The following is an 18,746-nucleotide window of genomic DNA, read 5'->3' on the forward strand; positions in this document are numbered from 1 at the left end:
TTTTAGCTTTTGTATAGGCACAAGGTAGTTAATATAAAGGAGTTAATATGATAAACATTTGGATAGTTACAACTTTTTTGTCCCTTTTCATGCTTGTCATGCTTATTTTTTATCATTTATATTATCGCATGAATATTAAACATATTACAAAACAATTAAAGGAAATTATGAATATAAAAGATACCAATGAACTTTTGACGGTAGTAGTAAAGCAAAGAGATATTGCGGAGTTGGTTAATCAACTCAATAATTTAATAGGAGATATAAGAATGTCTCGTATAAAAATTAAAAGATTAAATAGAAATTTTAGACAGAGTATAACTAATATTTCTCATGATTTACGTACACCATTAACAACTGCTAGTGGATATGTTCAAATGCTCCAGACAAGTGTTACAGAGGAAGAATACCAAGAGTATTTAGCAATAATACTAGAACGGCAGAATATGGTTAAGATACTACTAGAACAATTATTTGAGTATGTACGTATTGAATCAGGTGATATTACTTATGAACATGTGCCTATAGATGCAAAAAAAGTTTTGGTAGATACACTTGCCATGTACTATGATGATTTTTATAAAAAGGGACAAGAACCAACTGTTCATTTGCCAGAAAAACCATGTATAATACAGGGAGATGAACAGGCAGTAAAAAGGATATTTTCAAATATTTTATTTAATGCAATTGTACATGGTAATGGAGGATATTGCTTTAAAATCCATGAAGCAGACAGTAGTTATATATTTACTTTTTCTAATCTTAGTGAACCTATGACCAGGGATGATTTAGATTATATTTTTGAACGTTCTTATACAAAAGATAAATCTAGAAATAAAAAAACTACAGGATTAGGGCTTACGATAGCCAGAGAAATTACTGGATGGTTAAATGGAACAATAGAAGCTTCTTATGATGATGGCAAATTCTCAATATTTATTTTATTACCTAAAATTTAATAAATATATAAAAGTGATGTAATTTGGCTACGAAAATAATTTTGTGTACACATTATGAGCAAAAGGGGCTGTCGCACTAAAGTAAATACTACAATATGTTGTATTGATTTCTAATTCACAAGTCAACATATCGTATGTAAGTAGAAATAAAAATATTTACGGACTTAAACTAAGTACATATTAACATTTATTTTAATTTTTATGACAGATTTTTTTCAGCATAGATCTTTGATTTAAAGAAGAAAAACATTATTATTAAAATCGTAAGTAAAGGTGAAATGTATTCAGGTACTTCAACATGAAACCCTTCAAGAACCATAACAATGCCGAGACATAGCACCGAGTACATAGCACCATTTTTGAGATAAATATATTTTTTAATTTTCTCTATACTTCCCATTGTAATCTTTCTAACAACAATAGCACCAATCCCATTACCCAATATAATTAATGGGATTGACATTGTAAATGCAAATGCTCCTAAAACTCCATCAATTGAAAATGTAGTATCTATTATCTCCAAGTATAATATTTTACTTATATCTGACATTTCGCTAGTATTGTCAATTAACTTTTTTTCGTTTTCTTCAGCATTTTTTTTAAATCCATCGGTTATAAAAAAGGCAGATGATCCAATTACAGCCGATAAAGCAAGTACTGGATTGTATTTTAAAGCTACTGCTACAATACCAACTAAAATAACTGAAACAACAGCATAAAACCAAGTACCATTTTTTAGAAAGAATTCTTCAGTTGCAAGTCCTAAATGCTTATCTTCAATAAATAACCAATGGAGAAACAAGAATACAAGAAACACCCCGCCTCCAAGCATAAGTATAGGTGTTGAATATTCTATTGATTCTATTATATGTGGATCATTTGAAAAAGTTGCAGTTAATGCTCCAATAGGACCAAGAGATTGATTTGTAGCCCATACAATAGCCCAAGGTAATAATCCTCTTACTATAAATACTGCAAATAATATTCCATATAATAAGAACCATTTTTTTGCCTTTTCAGACATGGTTGATAAAACTTCAGCGTTTATTACAGCATTATCTATACTTGAAACTACCTCAAATAAACATAAGCCTATTATGATCAAAATAATTGATATAATTCCCATAAAAATTGATCCTTTCAAATAAAAAATTCAGGTTTTTGATAACACTTATTATAACATAACTCACAAAATATCATACATTGGGCTCTCTATTTTTTTAAGTCTTTTATTTTGATATATGAATGTGATATATTGCTTTGAACTATAAAGTTTTTAGCCTTTATTACTTCTTTATCTGTATCAAATATTTGAATCACTTAATAATGTAAATAAGGAAAATTCATGTTATAATTTTAGAAGTTAGATATGGAGGTTTTATTGATGGGTGAAAGGTTATTGATAGTTGAAGATGATGAGGCAATTGCAAACATATTAAAGGAACACCTTGAAAAGGAAGGGTATGAAGTTAATTGGGCATCAAGTGGCAAAGAGGGGTTAGAAGATTTTAAAACATATGAATTTGCACTTGTAATGATAGATATAATGCTTCCCGAAATGGATGGTTTTACTCTTTGTAAAAATATAAGATGGATAAATGAAGATATACCTGTGGTGATAATAAGTGCAAAGCAAACAGATATGGATAAAGTAAAAGGACTAAAGCTTGGAGCAGATGATTATATAACAAAACCTTTTAGTTTGATTGAAGTTTCTGCAAGAATTGAAGCACATTTAAGAAGGTACAAAAAGGTAGATAGGCAGTCTGCCATAAATGGAATATTAAAATTTAAAAATGGACTTATTATAATACCTGAGGAAAAAAAGGTTACTGTGAATGAAAAAGAAATTCAAATGACTATAAAAGAATTTGAACTTTTGAGTCTTATGGCACAAAACCCAAACAAAGTGTTTTCAAAAGAAGAATTATATCATCATATATGGGAGAGTATGGATGTTGAAGGAAACAATACTGTAACTGTACACATAAAGGAACTTAGAGAAAAAATAGGAGACAGTAGTAAAAATCCTACTTTTATAAAAACTGTATGGGGGGTAGGTTATAAGTTTATAGGAGAAAGGAGTGTATAGAGACATATGAAACAAAACAGGATAATCAACATATGCTTTTCAGAAAGTGCAAAAGAAAATTTTGAACATGCTATTAGTACTGAAATACTTCAAAATCATCAAGAGATAATATTTTTTCTTGATGATCTTTCACAAGGATATATAAAAGGTGAAATAAATATTGATAAAAGAATCAATTGGTGTAATATTGTTAAGGGAGAGGACTCATTAAAGTCTTTTCTTGATTATGATATAGATGATTTAAAAGAAAATTATAGTACATTTCATAGTGAAGTTTATAAAGTAGATGATAGTGATATTTTATATTTATGGTATGGTTCTAGTAGAGAGTTCTGTGGAATGTTATATGTTTTAGAGCTTCTGAGGAATAAGAAACTAGATATATATTTAATAAATGTGAAAAATACGATTATTAGACGAAAAGAAATTGAATTTACGACTAGGTGCACTGGAGAAGTTATACCAGAAAATATAGAAAAGTATGTGGAAGCTAAAAGAAAGCTGAATTTAAATGAATATAGGGAGCTTCTTGATAACTGGGAATTATTAAAAAAGGATAATTCTATACTACGTGTTATTAAAGATGGAAAATTGGAAAGTGTAGATGAAAATTATTTTGATATAGATATACTAAAATATACACCAAGAGAATTTAGAAATCCCATAAGAACAATAGGAGATGTATTAGGCAAAAGTGAAGAAAGAATTTCAGATGAGTACATATTCTGGAGAATAAAAGAATTAATTAAAGCAGGAAAAATTGATTATAGTGGCAAATTTGGAGTTATGAGAAGAATGAAAATAAAAATAACAGATGAAGGACTCAGGTATTTAAGTACTGATAAAGATGCCATCAAGATTTGGGAGAAGAATTATGGATTATAAAATTGTTCTGATACTTGCAGCAGTAGGATTTTTAATATGGATAGTGACTGATATAAGCCAAATACGAAGTGATAATATGAGAATGAATACAACTTTGAATAGGATTGCTAGAAAAGTAGGGGCATTTGACACATTAAAGGATGAATTAAAAAAGCTTATTTTAGAGGATGAAAGAATTAAGGCAATTAAATTATATAGAGAATCTACAGGCTGCGGGTTAGTTGAAGCTAAGGAATATATCGATAGTTTAAAAGCAGAACTAAATAAGGATCAAGATAAGAATGAATAATATAATTAATATGTGCTTTTCAGAATGTCCGCACCCCCGGATCGATAAACTAATTACGGTAAATTATACTTACTATTATATCAGTAATTTCTGAAGTATTGTTAGAAAGCATAAATTTATGAGCACAGCTTGAATTTACACAGTTAATTAAAATTAAATCATTTTTAACAGTTTTAAAAACTTTATCGTTAATAGTAGAGTTAAATCCACCATTCACAGTGTAAAAACAAATTGCTGCTAAATCTTTATTTAATGGAGTTTTATATTGGAATTTAAGTTGTTTTTTAGGACTAATATTAAAATGAAGTAATTCACCATTATAATTTTCCCTTGTCATTAAATTAAAAACGAAAGCTTTACCATAAGTTTTAGTATTCCAATCGCCCATAAAGTGGTCCTGCTCAAAGGAATTAAGTAATTTCTTGTACTTATTTTCATGGTCCAGAGTTATTTTCCCTTCTATAACCATGAATTTACGGGAAACTTTTGGCAGACTACTAAAAGTAGATTCTGGTATATCAATTTTAGCAATTCCCAATCTCCATAAAAAGTTTTTACTGGCATAATCAGAATTTAACGGATATGTTGTCAGTTCTGTAGCCATGCCTCCAGACCAAAATGTTGGCTTATAATTTTCTTGCCTTAGTAATTCTACATTATATTTCATATATTAATTGCACCTCTTCATATGTATCTTTTATGTTCATTATATTAAAAGATACATATATAATCAATTGATTTCCAATATAACACAAATGCAGACTTCAATTTATCTTGTGTAAATAAGCTTAGTTATCATTCCACTAGGTGATTTTTGTATTTGACATATTGAAAGAAAGATAATATATTATTTGTAAAGGTAATGGGAAATTCTCATCAAAATGTTAAACAGGTTGCTTTAAAGCTACAAGAGAAAGGATTATTAATATTAGATAGGGATGAAATGGATATGAAAAATAATGACCTTTAGAAGTGGAGAAAAAATGGACAAAAATAGTTTTAAGTTTCAGATAGATAAATATATTATACATTTTACCGTTCCCATAGTTATACTTATGGTTATTTGTAGTAGCATAGGAATTTGGCATCAAAAGTTGTATTCAAAAGAAACTATAGACTGGCTATCTCAATGTATTGGACAGGATATTTCAAATTTATTTTTTGTGGTACCTATTCTTTTAGTTTCAGGTATTGGAGCTTCAAAAGGATGTAGGACTTTTAAAATAATTTGGCTTGGAACAATGATAACTAATGTTTATTCTTACATTATTTACTGCTTTGCTGTACATTTTAACTTCTTATTTCATATTTATTGCTGCATTTTAGGACTATCAATTTTTTCATTAATATGCTTTTTTACTAAGCATATTAATGAAGACTTTAAAAGCTGGTTTAATGAAAAAACACCCACTAAAGCAGTAGGAAGCTTTTTACTGATAATTGCAGGATTATTCATTTTTTTATGGCTTTCTGATTCATTGCCTGCAGTTTTAATGGGTACTGTACCAGAGAGCATTGTTAAAGATAATTTGACTACAAATCCAGTTCAAGCTTTAGATTTTTCTTTTTTCCTTCCGTTAATGATTATTGCTGCAATAAGCCTTATTAAAAAGAAAAGGTTAGGATATATTTTAGCACCTATGATGATAATTTTTGCTATAATAACTAATATTGATATTATTTCGTTAATGACTGTTGCAATGAATATGGGCGTTTCTAGTAATATATCGTTGATAATTTGTTTTAGTGTGGTCACATTTGTAGCATTAGTATTTCTATGGAAAATGTTAAAAAGTATTTCATACCAATTTCTACAATAAGTCCTGTTTGCTCAGCCGCGGGGATAAACTGTTATGGAGAGATATAGAAAGAGGGTATAAGAAGGCTTTAAAGAAACTCAAAAAAAGTCATATTAGTTTTTAGCAAACTATAAAAAAGTTATATCATAATGTGCAGCTTTGCAGGATGGTATAGCTTTTTTCTTAATTATAAAGAAATTATTAAGTTTTATAAAGAAATAAAAAGTATTTGTATAATGATATTGTACAGGTTAGGAGAAAGATATGAAATTAAAAAAGTGGCTTATATTATCTCATTTAGCAGTTATGTTGACCCCTATAATTTTAGCTTTAATCTTGTTTGTAATTATAAATGGTTACAACAGAAATACACAGGTTATGAATTATATATCTACCATGGGTAAATTTAAGGCATATGAGAAAGTACTTGATGATCCAAATATATACGATGGAAGCTCTTTAATGAATAAAAAATTTGTAATGGATGAAGATAAAAGTTCTGTTGCAATAGAAGTATATAATGCAATGGGTCAGCAGATATATTCATCAGATGATAACATGTTAGGATATATTGACAAGAGTGAACTTTATTCTGATCTATATAAAATACAAACAGGAACTAAAGCCAATACTTTGAAAATGCCTGTATTTAAAGATAGTAAATTAGTTGGACTTTATAAAATAGTTATGACAAGAGATGACTTTATTGAAGCTGTAAATTATAGAACTGTTTTAGTCATTTTATGTTTTATATTTATGGTTTTAGTTGTATTCGCATTAGTAGTAATTCTTTTAAATAAAAAGTTTAATAAGCCTATCAAGCTCTTAATAGAAGGTATGAATAAGTTTGCTGTTGGAGATGAGGATAATTTAAATTACAAATGTAGTGATGAAATAGGAGAGCTCATAAACCACTTTAACAATATGAAAAATGATATTGAAGAAAAAAGAAAAACTATAGAACTTCAGCAAAAATCTAAGGAGTACATGATATCTGCAATATCCCATGATTTAAAGACGCCACTTACTGCAATAAGAGCTTATGCGGAGTCAATGGAATGTGAAGAAGGCCTGGATATGAAAGATTTAAAAAATAAAGTTTCTATTATACTTCACAAAAGTGATTATATGAAAAACATGATAGATGATCTAATGATGTACAACCTCCTTACAACAGATTATAAAATGAAGTTTGTAGAACTTGAAGGATCAGAGTTATTTGAAATGCTTTTCTCAGGATATGACAAGTCCTGCGAAAAAAAGGAAATAAAACTTACTTCAAATATAGAAGTAAATGGCAAGTACAATGTAGATGTGAGACAAATGACAAGGGTAATAGATAATTTAATGGCAAATGCGTTTAGGTATACAAAAGAAGGAGGAGCCATATACATGGGAGCATTTTCACCTGATGAGGAACTTCCTAATTGGCTTGAAATTAATTTTCAAAATGAGATAAGAAGCTGGAAAGAAAAAAGGCTTTTGATTTTAATCAAAAATGAAGGAAGTGGAATTAAAGATAAGGAAAAGGAAAAAGTGTTTATGCCATTTTATCAAAGTGATGATTCTAGAAGTAAAAATATGTGGAAAGGTGTAGGACTTGGATTAAGTATTGTACGACTTGTAATACAAAAACATGGCGGTGAAGTAAAAGTATTTTCAGAAGAAAACAGTACTGTTTTTATATGCGCTATACCTATGATTAAAAATCAAATAGATATTGAAGGGAGAAATTTATTATGAAAAAGAAAATTATAGCAATGTTGACTATGGGGATATTAACGGCAGGTATATTTAGTGGATGTGATGGTCTAAAAAAAGATACTATAATACCAGGAGATGTTATAAGTAAGGCTATGACTGCCTATGAAAAGCCTAAGTCCTATTATGGAGAGGCAAAGATGGAAAATTATGAAAATGGCAAGGCGGTTATGAATGGCACTATAAAGGAATGGACAGATAATTCAAATAATAAAATAAGAAGGCGTATAGAAGTTGACAATGAATCAGGTAAAATGATATCTACAAGTGATGGAGGCAAAATGCTCATATACATGGAAAAAGAAAAAAAGGCAATGACTATGAAAGCAGATGGCGATTTGACTGACAATAGTGTTGATTATAAATCTCAACTTATGAGGGAACTTAATGCAATATCAAAAACTCATACTTTAATTTATAAAGGTGAGGAAACTGTAAATGGATTTAAAACTTACCATATATTTGCTAAACCAAAACAGGAAAAGAGTTTAATAGGAGAAGTGAATTTTTGGATAGATAAGGACAATTGGTTCTTAGTAAAAAATACGTCGGAAAATGCTAATACCAAATCAAGTATGGAGTATACAAAGCTTGATTTTTCACCTAAGTTTGATAATAGCTTATTTACCCAAAAGTTACCTTCTGATGTTAAGATAGAACAGATTGATGAAAAAGTTAATCAAAATAAAATTGATATGAAGCAAGCAGAAAAAATAGCAGGAAAACCTATATTAACTTTAAATGAAAAGTCTGGATATAAATTGAAAAGTATTACCTACTTGGATGCGAAGGCAGTTAAGCACAAAGAGATAAATCAGACCTATGAAAAAAATGGAGCAGAAGCTTTAGTTCTTACAACTATCATTTTTGATGATAACAAAATACCCTCTAGTAAAGACGATTTAAAACTTGATGGGGAAAAAGATATTACTATAAGAGGTAAAAAGGGAACTTCTATGGAGGATAATGTAAAAAGCATATCATGGAGTGAAGATGGCTTTAATTATGATATGCTCATACAAGACCCTTCTATGAATATGGAGCAGGCAAAGAAAATAGTAGAGAGCTTGGAGCATTCCAAGTAAAAAACAAACAGAGACAAGGGATAAATTATATCACTTGTCTCTATTTTGATGACTTATAAAAAATTTAAATTATAAGTAATGTGGCGGCTGTAATAGGAACTAAAAGCATTGCAACTTTTAATATTGGTATAGGTACTCGTTTTGTAAATTTAGCACCTATATAGGAACCTGTTATTGTACCTACAACTACTTCAATAAGAAGATGTATATCTAAATATCCTAAGTGGTAATATCCTGCTCCTCCAGCTAAAGCAATTGGTATAATTACCATCATAGTAGTCCCTACAGATTGACGTACTGACATACCTAGAATAAACATCAATCCGATTTGAATAAAACAAGCAGATCCTATGCCAAATAAACCTGAAATGGTACCTGTAACAAGTCCTATTCCACAGGCACGTATCCAAAAATTCATTCCAGTAGGTAAAGAATTTTTTTCAGAAGAATGCTTTTTTTCTAGCACAAACATACGGATCCATAAGATTAAAGCAGATAAGTATAACATTCCTGAAGTCATCCACTTTAATTCATTAGCAGGTATAATTGCAGAAAAATTAGAGCTAGTCCAAGAGCCAATAGCTCCGAAAATTCCTACGGCAATTCCTACTTTTAGTACAGCATCCCCTTCTCTATAGTGGCTAAAAGCTCCAGATATGGATGAAAAGATCATTGCAGCTAAAGCAGTTCCAAGGGATACATGAATGGTAAAACCAAAAATTACAGTCAAAATGGATATTATAAATCCAGATCCACCTGCCCCTACAAATCCAAGTGCAATTCCAACTATGAACATTACAAGTATTATCTGTACTGCCAACATCATTCCTTCTTTCAAAGTAAATATGAAAAAAACTTAACATAATGTTTGCATTATACCATATTTTAGACGTAATATTAAAGTATGTAATAGAACTAAACGATTATTAAAAAGATGATAATTGTATTAAGTATAAATTGCTAATAGCTTTAGACCTGGAAATGGAAGGTGTTAATATATGATTGAGTGGTACAAACGCTCCTGGAGTGAAATAGTAAAGGAATTAAATAGCAATACATACTATGGACTTGATGAAGATCAAATTACCCCTCTTAGGGAAAAGTATGGGAAAAATCACATTGTTATGCCGAATAGTAAAGGTTTGTTTCATCTTACTATGGTGCAGTTTAAGGAGATATGGGTTATATCTTTAATTTTATTTGCTGCCATATTTTCCTATTTAGGTATGTTTATACAGACATTTTTGTCGCTGCTTATAGTATTTTTAAATATTTTTGCTGTAGCACTAGAACAATATAAGGAAGAAAGAAATTTTAAAGAGCTGAGAAAATTAAATTTTGGAACAGCTAGGGTAATAAGAGATGGAAGAACTATGAGGATACCTTTTGAAGAATTGGTAGTAGGAGATATAGTTATAGTTGAACAGGGGCAATTAGTACCAGCTGATATGAGAATTATAGAAAGCAATGATTTAAAAATAGATGAATGCTCCGTTACGGGAGAAAGCTTTATATCCGAAAAATATGAATCTAAAATAGATGATAATGAACTGACACTTTCAGATATGAAAAATATACTATTTAAATCATCTTCTGTTGTTTCAGGAGATGGTACAGGAATAGTTATAGCTGTGGGAATGGATACTCAAGTAGCTAACATGGTAAAACTTTTACTGAAAGAAGAAGCTGACAGGAAATCTTTTGGTTTTAGACTCAATAAGATTTTTAATATATTTAGTGAAATTTTAATTTTTGGTCTTTTAATTGCTGGAGGAGTATCCAATTACATATTTCATCACGAAATGTATTATAGCTTAAAGAGAGTGGCAAATGTATATTTACTCTCCTTGCCTCAGACATTTTCAGTAATAATTTTACTTATGGGAATTATTTTATTTAAAAATCTAGGAAAAAAGGATATAAATTTTAAAGATTTATCTAGTGTGGAAAAGCTTTCAGAGATATCTACTGTCTGTACAGATAAAGTTGGGGCTTTTTCTAAAAATAAAATGGATATTGTAAAAGCTTATGGAAGTACTGGATTTATTGATATTAGTGAGGAATCTTTAGAGGATGGCATACATGAAAGCTTGTATAGGATGATGCATATAGGACTTTTATGTAATGATGTTAAATCTATAAATGGTAATATAGAAAATTCTAGAGAACATTTAGTAGAACAGGCTCTTATAAAATTTTGTCAACAAAATGGAATAGATAAAAAAGATTTGGACAAAAGACATAAAAGAATATTTCAAATTTTATTTGATAGTGAAAGACGTATAATGACAACTGTAAATAGAATGGATGACAAATATAGAGCTCATGTAAAGGGATCAGCGGATTCTATTATAGATAGATGTACTCATATGATGAAAAATGGTGTAGAGGTTGAGATAACAGAAGAAGATATAAAGGCTATAAAAGATGCAGATATTAGTATGGCTAATGATTGCCTTTATGTGGTAGCATTTGCTTACAGAAATTTCAACTATGAACCGAGTCCTAAAGAAAATATTGAGAGTAACTTAGTGTTTGTAGGGTTAATTGGTTTTGATAATATGCTCAAAGAAAATGCAGTAAATTCTATAAAGAAGGCCCTTTCACTTTCCATTAAGCCTATTATAATTACAGAAGATAATAAACTTACAGCTTTATCTGTAGGAAAAAAGCTAAATTTTGTATCAAGGCTTTCACAAATAATTTCTGGTGTGGAAATAGATAACATGACAGAAAAAGAATTTGAACGTATAGGAGGAAAGGTTAGTATTTTTTCTATGATAAATTCTAAGCATAAAGTAAAGATAGTTAAGACTTTAAAAAGCTATGGATATATAACTGCTATAACTGGGTGGAAGCTAACGGATTTGCCTGCACTTAAAATGTCTAATGTTGGAATAACTAATACTAAAAGCAACATAGTGAAAAAATTATGTGATATATTTACAGAGAACATGGATTTCATGAGTATTATAGATACCATAGAAGATTCAAGAAAAATTATGCATATGATAAAAAAAATGATTGTATATATTATAAGTTGTAGTACCGGTTTTTTCGCGTTCTTAATGATAAGTTTGTTGTTCGATCTCAATATTTCAAATAATATGATTGTGGAATCACTCTGGTTCAACAGCGTACTTGTATTTTTATCATCTCTAGCTCTTATGTGTCAGTACAAGGAAGAAGAAGGCGACTATGATACGTATACTATTGATAAAGATATAATTAAAGAAAACATGAGTTTTATTGTTTTTGGAGGATTTTTAATGGGGGTTTTAGCATTTGGAGTTTTTTATTTTGCTAGTATACAAAAAAATAAATTCCCGTTATTTACTTCTATTTCGTTACTAAATACCTGTGCTGCGTTGTTTGTATACAGCTTTTCAAATGAAAAATTTTTTAACAACATATATTCAAATGCAATTGTGATTGTAAATGTTATTGTTCAGTTGATTGCTATATTAGTTTTAGGAAATTTTAAAATTTTATTTGACATAAATTATTGGAAGATTTTTTTAATTGGGACTGCCGTTTGGTTTATATTTTGTATGGTCTATAAATTTAGTAAAAATGAATATGTTTAACCTGTTATTTTTTGGATAATATAAAATAACAGGAGGTGGATTTTTTGACTTTATTATATTATGATTATTACTACAATAGGTTAAGGAAGATATGAAAAGACCATTAGTGTTTTATTCTATCTCCTTGGCGTTAGGGTCTTTGTCCGTTTTAGTATTTTTAGATAATGTTTTTATAGCTGCAGTAATAGCAGCTTCTTTTTTTATAATAATGTTTTATACCTTGAAAATTAAATTTTGTATTCTAAATGCTATTTTTTTTATTTTTGGAGTGGTAAGTTTCAATATGTATTTTAATATACGGCCTCAAGATTCTTCTCAAATTAGGGTAGTGGAAAAGAAAAACTACTATTTTATAGGAGACTATAGAGGAAGAAAAATTATGCTAAAAAATAAATTGGATAAGCTAAAAGAAGGAGAGAGTATAAAGGTATATGGTAATTTTAAAAGGGAATTAAATGCACAAAAAGGTATAATAGGTACTTACTATATAAAAAAATATGAGACTGGAAAAAAAGATTTTATATACTCCATATATGAATTTAAAAGAAATATATATGAAAGGTTTAAAGAAGTCATAGGCGAAGAAAGATCAGCTCTTGTTATGGCATTATGCTATGGTGAAACTTCATACATTAGTCAAGATGAAATGCAGAAGTTTCAAAAGCTTGGAGTAATTCATGCAGTAAGTGTATCAGGTTTTCATATGGCTATAATATACCAGGTATTGGAGAGTATAGTAGGACTTAAAATAGCTGTGATTGTATCAGCACTTTATGTATTTTTTACGGGTATGGCAGCTGCAACTATGAGATCATTTATAATGATATTCTTATTCAAATTATCAAAAATATTTTTTAAAGAATATGATAGCATATCTTCTCTAAGCTTGTCAGCTCTGATTTTAATAGCTGTAAAACCATATTATGTAGTGGATTTAGGATTTGACCTTTCATTTTTAGCAACTATTGGAATACTTCTGTACAATGGGAAAATTTATAGAAAACTTTTTATGCTTCCACAAAAATTGGCCTCCAGTATGAGTTTAACTTTTAGTTCTCAAATATTTACTCTACCCTATATTGCTTTTACAATTCAAAATTTCAGTTGGGGATTTATGATTGGCAATTTATTTTTGCTTCCCCTTTTTTCAATTATAGTTGTTTTAGGAAATGCTGCGCTTTGTATATGCTTTGTAGAACCTTTATTTAAATTATTGTGTAAAGCTATGGAGGTTATTTTTACTGCCATAGATGGTGCCAATATGGTTGTTTTAAAACTATGTCCTGAAATTATATATTTAAAGTATATAGACGGACTTGCCTTTATTGCAGTATTTGTAAGTTTTTTAATGTATAAAAAAGGATATAGAAAATTAAAATATGTTCCAATAGTATGTTTTATTTTAGTATTTTTAGGAGTTTATGCACCATTTATGAATATAACTTTTATAAATAATGACAATGGAAAGGCTGCAATTATAAAACAGGGAATAAATAAAGTTATGATATGCAGCTATGATGACTTTCATTCCAGTTGGATAACAAATATAAAAGATGATCAGTATATAGGAAAGGTAATAACCAATCCGGTAAAAAACTTTACCTATATAATAAATAGTAATGCCTATTTAAATATAGGTAATGATATGAATTCCAAACTTCATGTAAAAAAGAAGGAGTTCCAAATTTTATTTGATGATGGAAATAGAAATGATATCGAAGTTTTTAGTAGAAATAATTGCATATTCATTCCTAGAATTAAATCCCAAAATAAAAATTCAACTAAAAAGTATGAGAATCCACTAGAAGGTAGTACTTCTTATGTTATAATATTTAATATGATTTTTAGAATACCTACAATATGCGATTAAAATGGAAGTGAGTAAAATTGATAGACATATTTACCTTTGAAAAAAATTTAGAAAAGGGAGATTTGAGGAATTGTTACTTGTTTTGTGGTATAGATGAACTACTTATAAAAGAAAATATAAAAGCTTTAATTAAAAAAGTTATAAATCCTAATTTTATGGATTTAAATTATATGAAATTTGATGGAAGTTCCCTTGAAAGTTTTGATCCCGTAATAAATGCCTGTGAGACATTGCCTTTTATGAGTGAAAAAAAAGTTGTACTTGTATATAGAGCTTCTTTTTTTGGTGAAGATAAAAATAAATTATCCACTGAATTTAAGACTATACACAGTTACTTGAAAAACCTACCTAAGTACTGCATTTTAATATTTTACTATGTATTTAAAAGTAAAAGGGATAAACCAGGAAGAAAAATATATAGTGTTGACAAGGACATTTGTGTTGTAAAAGCTGATAAAGTAAAGGGAAAACAGCTGGAAAATAAAGTTCAAGAATTTTTTTATGAGCGTGGAAAAGATATAAAAAAATTAGATTTGAGGATATTCTGCAGCCTTATGAGCGAAAATAATTTGAGTATAATAGAAAATGAAGTAGAAAAATTGTGTTGTTACACTTATGGAAGAAATATAGAAAGAGAAGACATGAAAAAGATGTTTTTAAGAAGTGGTGATGAGGATATATTTGATTTGGTAAATGCAATATCTGATAAAAAGATAAAAGATGCACTTTACATGTTAAATGAACTCATGTATAAAGGGTATAAAATAAGCTATATTTTATCTATGGTAGAGAGACAGTTCAACCTTCTTTTTAAAATAAAAATGTGCTTGGAAGAGAGAATAACCAAAGAAGAAATTATGAAAGAATTAAACATAAAATCAGAATATGGTTACAGCATTATGGTAAAACAAAGTAAAAAGTTTACAATAAATCAACTAAAAAAAGCAGTGGCATTGTGTTTGAATACAGAAAAGAGAATAAAGAGTTTATCTATAGATGAGAAAACTGAAATGGAACTTTTGATAATAAATACAACTGCATAATAAATAACCGGTTAAAACCGGTTTATTTATTATGCAGTTAATTTATTTAACTTAAAAGCTAACTTAGATTTATTTCTTGATGCTTTATTTTTGTGGATTATACCTTTTGATTCAGCCATATCCAAAGCTTTTATAGCTGCTGTAAAATTAACTTTAGCTTCTTCTACGTTTTTAGTTTCAACAGAAGCTAAGAATTTTTTTATAGTAGTCTTTAATGAAGACTTTATAATTTTATTTCTAAGTGTTTTTGTTTCGATAACTTTTATTCTTTTCTTTGCTGATTTTATATTTGCCATGCTTTCACCCCCTTATTAGTTTTATAGACCTCAACAGCGTTGGGGAAACTTGCTAGTGGGTCATTCTATTTAACAAATGATATTATAGCATTAAATTTCAACTACTTCAAGTAAAAAATCTTCATTAATTGTGCATTGTGAACTGTCAATTGTTAATTGAAGTTATGTGTTGGTATATTGAGTATGAAAACAGCTAATAATAAACTTATCAATTATTTTAAAGTCCTATCAAGTGATTCTTAGACTTAGGTGGAGTTTGCTTAAGAGGAATACATCTCTCCATCTAAGTTTTAGAAGAACTTATCCAGGGGCGTACTAGCCGTTATACACAGCATAAGAACTCTAAATTGCTGAAATTCAAGAGTTCTAATATCTCCCACCTAAAGTGGATGGAGTGTTACGGATAGTAGCCATCGGATAAAAATAAAAGTTGAATTAGGAGCGGATAATATGTTTAGTGTGAGAACTGATCTAGCAGTAGAGGCAAGAGAAGTATGTAGAAAAGAAAGAGGAGAAGAAGTTCCAGGGGTAGAGACAGAGGAAAAAATTGAAGATGACATCAAAATAACATATGTTAACATAGTAGATGACGTAGGAGAAAAAGTTATGGGAAAGCCAAAGGGATCTTATATAACTATAGATATGCCTAAGTTTACCCACTACGATGGTGAAATTAGAGATAAGGTAAGTAAAGTAGTTGGAAAAGTATTATCAGGAGTAATAAAAATAGAAGATAGCGCTACGGTATTAGTTGTAGGATTAGGAAATTGGAATATAACGCCAGATTCACTAGGGCCTAAGGTTATTTCTAAATTAATGGTAACAAGGCATTTAAAGCAGCTTGTGCCTGATAAAATAGATGAAGGTATAAGGCCAGTATGTGTCATATCTCCTGGAGTACTAGGAATTACGGGAATTGAAACAGGAGAAATTATAAGGGGAGTTTGTGAAAAGGTAAAGCCAGATTTAATAGTATGTATAGATGCACTGGCATCCAGAAAGATGGATAGGGTAAATTCAACAATACAAATAGGTAATACAGGGATATCCCCAGGTTCCGGGATAGGGAACAGAAGAATGGAATTGAGCCAGAAAACCTTAGGAGTGCCTGTAATAGCTATAGGAGTTCCTACGGTAGTAGATGCGGCTACTATGGCCAATGATACCATTGACTTGCTTTTGGATGACCTTATAAATAAAAGTAAAGGTGGAAGTGAATTTTACAAAATGCTGAAATCTGTGGATAAAGATGAAAAACAAGGGGTTATACAAGAAATAATGGAACCTTATGGGGAAAATATTATAGTGACTCCTAAAGATGTGGATTTAGTAATGGATTCAATTTCGAAAATAATTGCTGGTGGTATAAATATAGCACTTCAACCTGCTCTTGATTTAGAGGACATAAATACTTATTTAAATTAATTTGCACTTGTGATAATTTTAATTTCCTTTTCATATAAATTAACAGTATTAAATTTACATGAGAGGGGGGAATTGCTTTAAGAAATTTTAAAGCAGTCAAATATTGAATTACAGAAGATTTAATTTTAAAGGTGATCCTAAATTAGAAATGTGTATCTTAATGTTAACGGTAATACTAGTTATCATTTTGCCCTGCATAGCAAAGGCCAATTCGTACAGCAGCAATGTAAAGAGAAATATGTTCTATGTTGAAGTCTTAAACTATGCCATGCCAACAGTAAAGACTACTTCTTTTTCTGAAGATGATATGGCAGAAAATTGTTTTTCTATAGGAAACACTATTTTGAAGACTGTAGGGTTAGACATAAATAATCCTAAATCTCTTTTAGGAAGAGAGGTGGCTTTTTTAGGACTAGGCTATTCAAAAAATCAAGATATAAGTTTTAATGAGTTTAAGTTAGATGACAAACAGATAAAAAAAAATGAAAGTACATCTAAATCAAATACTCAAAATGATTTGAATTTGGAAAATAAGGATGTAACTGTGTATAACCCAAAACTTAAAAAAACTTTAGATGTGAGTAAACCTGAGGTGCTAATATATCATACCCATACTACGGAAAGCTATAAACCAGGAGATGCAAATAGCTTTGATACTACTCAAAATGTGTGTGCAGTAGGAGATGTAATGGTAAATGAACTTCAAAATAACTATGGGATATCTGCAATAAATGATAAAACAGTGCATGATGCAGAAGCTTATACTCAAAGTTATTCTAGGTCTGCTGTAACACTTGACAAGTATTTAAAAAAGTATGGTGATTTTAAACTTATAATAGATTTACACAGAGATTCTGTAGATGATAAAAAATCAGTTACAGCCAGGATGAATGGAGAAAATATATCTAAATTTATGTTGGTTATGGCCAGAAAAAATCCTCACTTTGATAAAAACATGGCTATGGCAAATTCTATAATAGATACTTCAAATAAGCTATTTCCAGGACTTTGCAAGGGAGTTTGTTACTATAATTATGGAACAAGGTACTTTAATCAGGATAAGAGCAACAATGCAATACTAATGGAAATTGGAGCAGATATAAACACTTCGGATGAATCCAAAGCCACAGGTAAATATGTTGCTAGGATAATAGCAGAGGTACTTAATAATAAGTGATAAATTTGAAAACTTTTGTATAAAATTAGTAAAAATGTTCATCCTTATAATAGAAACTTTATGCTTTTAAATCTAGTTTCTATGTGGGGTGATTTTTTTTGAGTAAAAAAGGTATTAGGGCTGTGATAATATTTTGCATTATGATAGTACTTTTCGGATTTGTAACTATAACAGCAGGACTTCCTAAATATATAAAAGATAAATCTAATTTTAAAATAAATTATACTGTTTCTCCCTTTGATTTTACAGTTGATGTAGGGGAGTATTCATTATGTTTAAATAATAAAATAGTTTATAATTTTGAAAACGGATCTAAACAAGTTATAAATATAGTGGGAGAAAAAGTACATTCAGGTACTTCTTATATTATAAATAAGACTTCGGAGACATTTAAAAATCTAGAAAGTAAACTCCCTAAATAATGTACTTTTCACTGCATATTTGTTATGATATAATTTACTGTAGTTATTCGTACAGA

At 29.2% G+C, this 18,746-nt stretch carries 17 protein-coding genes; 13 read left to right on the plus strand and 4 right to left on the minus strand.

The annotated features are described in order from the left end of the window. The first annotated feature begins 128 nt into the window (after nucleotides 1-128). Nucleotides 129-959 carry a sensor histidine kinase gene (locus tag CLCOS_RS15170; protein WP_242866934.1) on the plus strand — a complete coding sequence of 277 codons (831 nt, stop codon included), beginning with the start codon at nucleotides 129-131 and terminating at the stop codon, nucleotides 957-959. Nucleotides 960-1,158: 199 nt separating this feature from the next. Here the strand turns inward: CLCOS_RS15170 and CLCOS_RS15175 are convergent, their stop codons facing one another. After that, entirely contained in the window at nucleotides 1,159-2,085 is a 927-nt protein-coding gene (locus CLCOS_RS15175; RefSeq protein WP_029170144.1) for a DUF475 domain-containing protein, read from the minus strand. A 258-nt stretch (nucleotides 2,086-2,343) separates the two neighbouring features. Here CLCOS_RS15175 and CLCOS_RS15180 point away from each other — a divergent pair, with 258 nt between their 5' ends. From CLCOS_RS15180 to CLCOS_RS15190, 3 genes are read left to right on the plus strand one after another with little or no spacing between them, the layout of a single operon-like run. Further along, nucleotides 2,344-3,051: a response regulator transcription factor gene (locus CLCOS_RS15180; protein WP_063601576.1), complete on the plus strand. Its 708-nt coding sequence runs from the start codon at nucleotides 2,344-2,346 to the stop codon at nucleotides 3,049-3,051. Between the two features lie 6 nt (nucleotides 3,052-3,057). Next, nucleotides 3,058-3,936, plus strand: a complete 879-nt coding sequence (locus CLCOS_RS15185) for a DUF1835 domain-containing protein (RefSeq protein WP_082853570.1) — start codon at nucleotides 3,058-3,060, stop codon at nucleotides 3,934-3,936. After that, a complete protein-coding gene (locus tag CLCOS_RS15190; RefSeq protein ID WP_063601575.1) occupies nucleotides 3,926-4,225 on the plus strand; it encodes a ribosomal protein L7/L12 in 300 nt (99 codons plus the stop codon). The genes CLCOS_RS15185 and CLCOS_RS15190 overlap by 11 nt, the downstream gene beginning before the upstream one ends. A 49-nt stretch (nucleotides 4,226-4,274) precedes the next feature. Here the strand turns inward: CLCOS_RS15190 and CLCOS_RS15195 are convergent, their stop codons facing one another. Continuing rightward, nucleotides 4,275-4,892, minus strand: coding sequence for a HutD family protein (locus tag CLCOS_RS15195; protein WP_063601574.1), 618 nt, complete (start codon nucleotides 4,890-4,892; stop codon nucleotides 4,275-4,277). A gap of 316 nt (nucleotides 4,893-5,208) precedes the next feature. On the opposite strand from CLCOS_RS15195, the gene CLCOS_RS15200 reads away from it, so the two are divergent. The 3 genes from CLCOS_RS15200 (at nucleotide 5,209) to CLCOS_RS15210 (ending at nucleotide 8,870) form a co-directional block, all read left to right on the plus strand. Further along, on the plus strand, nucleotides 5,209-6,045 hold the full coding sequence (locus CLCOS_RS15200; protein WP_063601587.1) for a hypothetical protein: 837 nt from the start codon (nucleotides 5,209-5,211) through the stop codon (nucleotides 6,043-6,045). Nucleotides 6,046-6,288: 243 nt separating this feature from the next. After that, nucleotides 6,289-7,767 carry a HAMP domain-containing sensor histidine kinase gene (locus CLCOS_RS15205; protein WP_063601573.1) on the plus strand — a complete coding sequence of 493 codons (1,479 nt, stop codon included), beginning with the start codon at nucleotides 6,289-6,291 and terminating at the stop codon, nucleotides 7,765-7,767. Next, nucleotides 7,764-8,870: a LolA family protein gene (locus tag CLCOS_RS15210; protein ID WP_063601572.1), complete on the plus strand. Its 1,107-nt coding sequence runs from the start codon at nucleotides 7,764-7,766 to the stop codon at nucleotides 8,868-8,870. The genes CLCOS_RS15205 and CLCOS_RS15210 overlap by 4 nt, the downstream gene beginning before the upstream one ends. Nucleotides 8,871-8,934: 64 nt before the next feature. On the opposite strand, the gene CLCOS_RS15215 is transcribed toward CLCOS_RS15210, so the two are convergent. Further along, nucleotides 8,935-9,690 (minus strand): sulfite exporter TauE/SafE family protein, encoded by a 756-nt coding sequence (locus CLCOS_RS15215; RefSeq protein ID WP_204524439.1) that lies wholly within the window; start codon nucleotides 9,688-9,690, stop codon nucleotides 8,935-8,937. A 178-nt stretch (nucleotides 9,691-9,868) separates the two neighbouring features. Between CLCOS_RS15215 and CLCOS_RS15220 the strand changes: the two genes are divergently transcribed. From CLCOS_RS15220 to holA, 3 genes are all read left to right on the plus strand, one after another. Beyond that, nucleotides 9,869-12,457: a cation-translocating P-type ATPase gene (locus tag CLCOS_RS15220; protein ID WP_063601570.1), complete on the plus strand. Its 2,589-nt coding sequence runs from the start codon at nucleotides 9,869-9,871 to the stop codon at nucleotides 12,455-12,457. Nucleotides 12,458-12,548: 91 nt separating this feature from the next. Continuing rightward, entirely contained in the window at nucleotides 12,549-14,327 is a 1,779-nt protein-coding gene (locus CLCOS_RS15225; protein ID WP_063601569.1) for a ComEC/Rec2 family competence protein, read from the plus strand. Between the two features lie 17 nt (nucleotides 14,328-14,344). Then, a complete protein-coding gene (gene holA, locus CLCOS_RS15230) occupies nucleotides 14,345-15,370 on the plus strand; it encodes a DNA polymerase III subunit delta (protein WP_023162895.1) in 1,026 nt (341 codons plus the stop codon). Between the two features lie 29 nt (nucleotides 15,371-15,399). On the opposite strand, the gene rpsT is transcribed toward holA, so the two are convergent. Continuing rightward, nucleotides 15,400-15,666: a 30S ribosomal protein S20 gene (gene rpsT, locus CLCOS_RS15235; RefSeq protein ID WP_063601568.1), complete on the minus strand. Its 267-nt coding sequence runs from the start codon at nucleotides 15,664-15,666 to the stop codon at nucleotides 15,400-15,402. Between the two features lie 450 nt (nucleotides 15,667-16,116). On the opposite strand from rpsT, the gene gpr reads away from it, so the two are divergent. From gpr to CLCOS_RS15250, 3 genes are all read left to right on the plus strand, one after another. Then, nucleotides 16,117-17,091 carry a GPR endopeptidase gene (gene gpr / locus CLCOS_RS15240; RefSeq protein ID WP_013237457.1) on the plus strand — a complete coding sequence of 325 codons (975 nt, stop codon included), beginning with the start codon at nucleotides 16,117-16,119 and terminating at the stop codon, nucleotides 17,089-17,091. A 103-nt stretch (nucleotides 17,092-17,194) separates the two neighbouring features. Further along, nucleotides 17,195-18,268 carry a stage II sporulation protein P gene (locus CLCOS_RS15245; protein WP_063601567.1) on the plus strand — a complete coding sequence of 358 codons (1,074 nt, stop codon included), beginning with the start codon at nucleotides 17,195-17,197 and terminating at the stop codon, nucleotides 18,266-18,268. A gap of 98 nt (nucleotides 18,269-18,366) precedes the next feature. Then, nucleotides 18,367-18,690 (plus strand): hypothetical protein, encoded by a 324-nt coding sequence (locus CLCOS_RS15250; RefSeq protein WP_192847911.1) that lies wholly within the window; start codon nucleotides 18,367-18,369, stop codon nucleotides 18,688-18,690. Nucleotides 18,691-18,746: the final 56 nt, after the last annotated feature.

This window comes from Clostridium coskatii (assembly GCF_001675205.1).
Taxonomy (GTDB): domain Bacteria; phylum Bacillota; class Clostridia; order Clostridiales; family Clostridiaceae; genus Clostridium_B; species Clostridium_B ljungdahlii.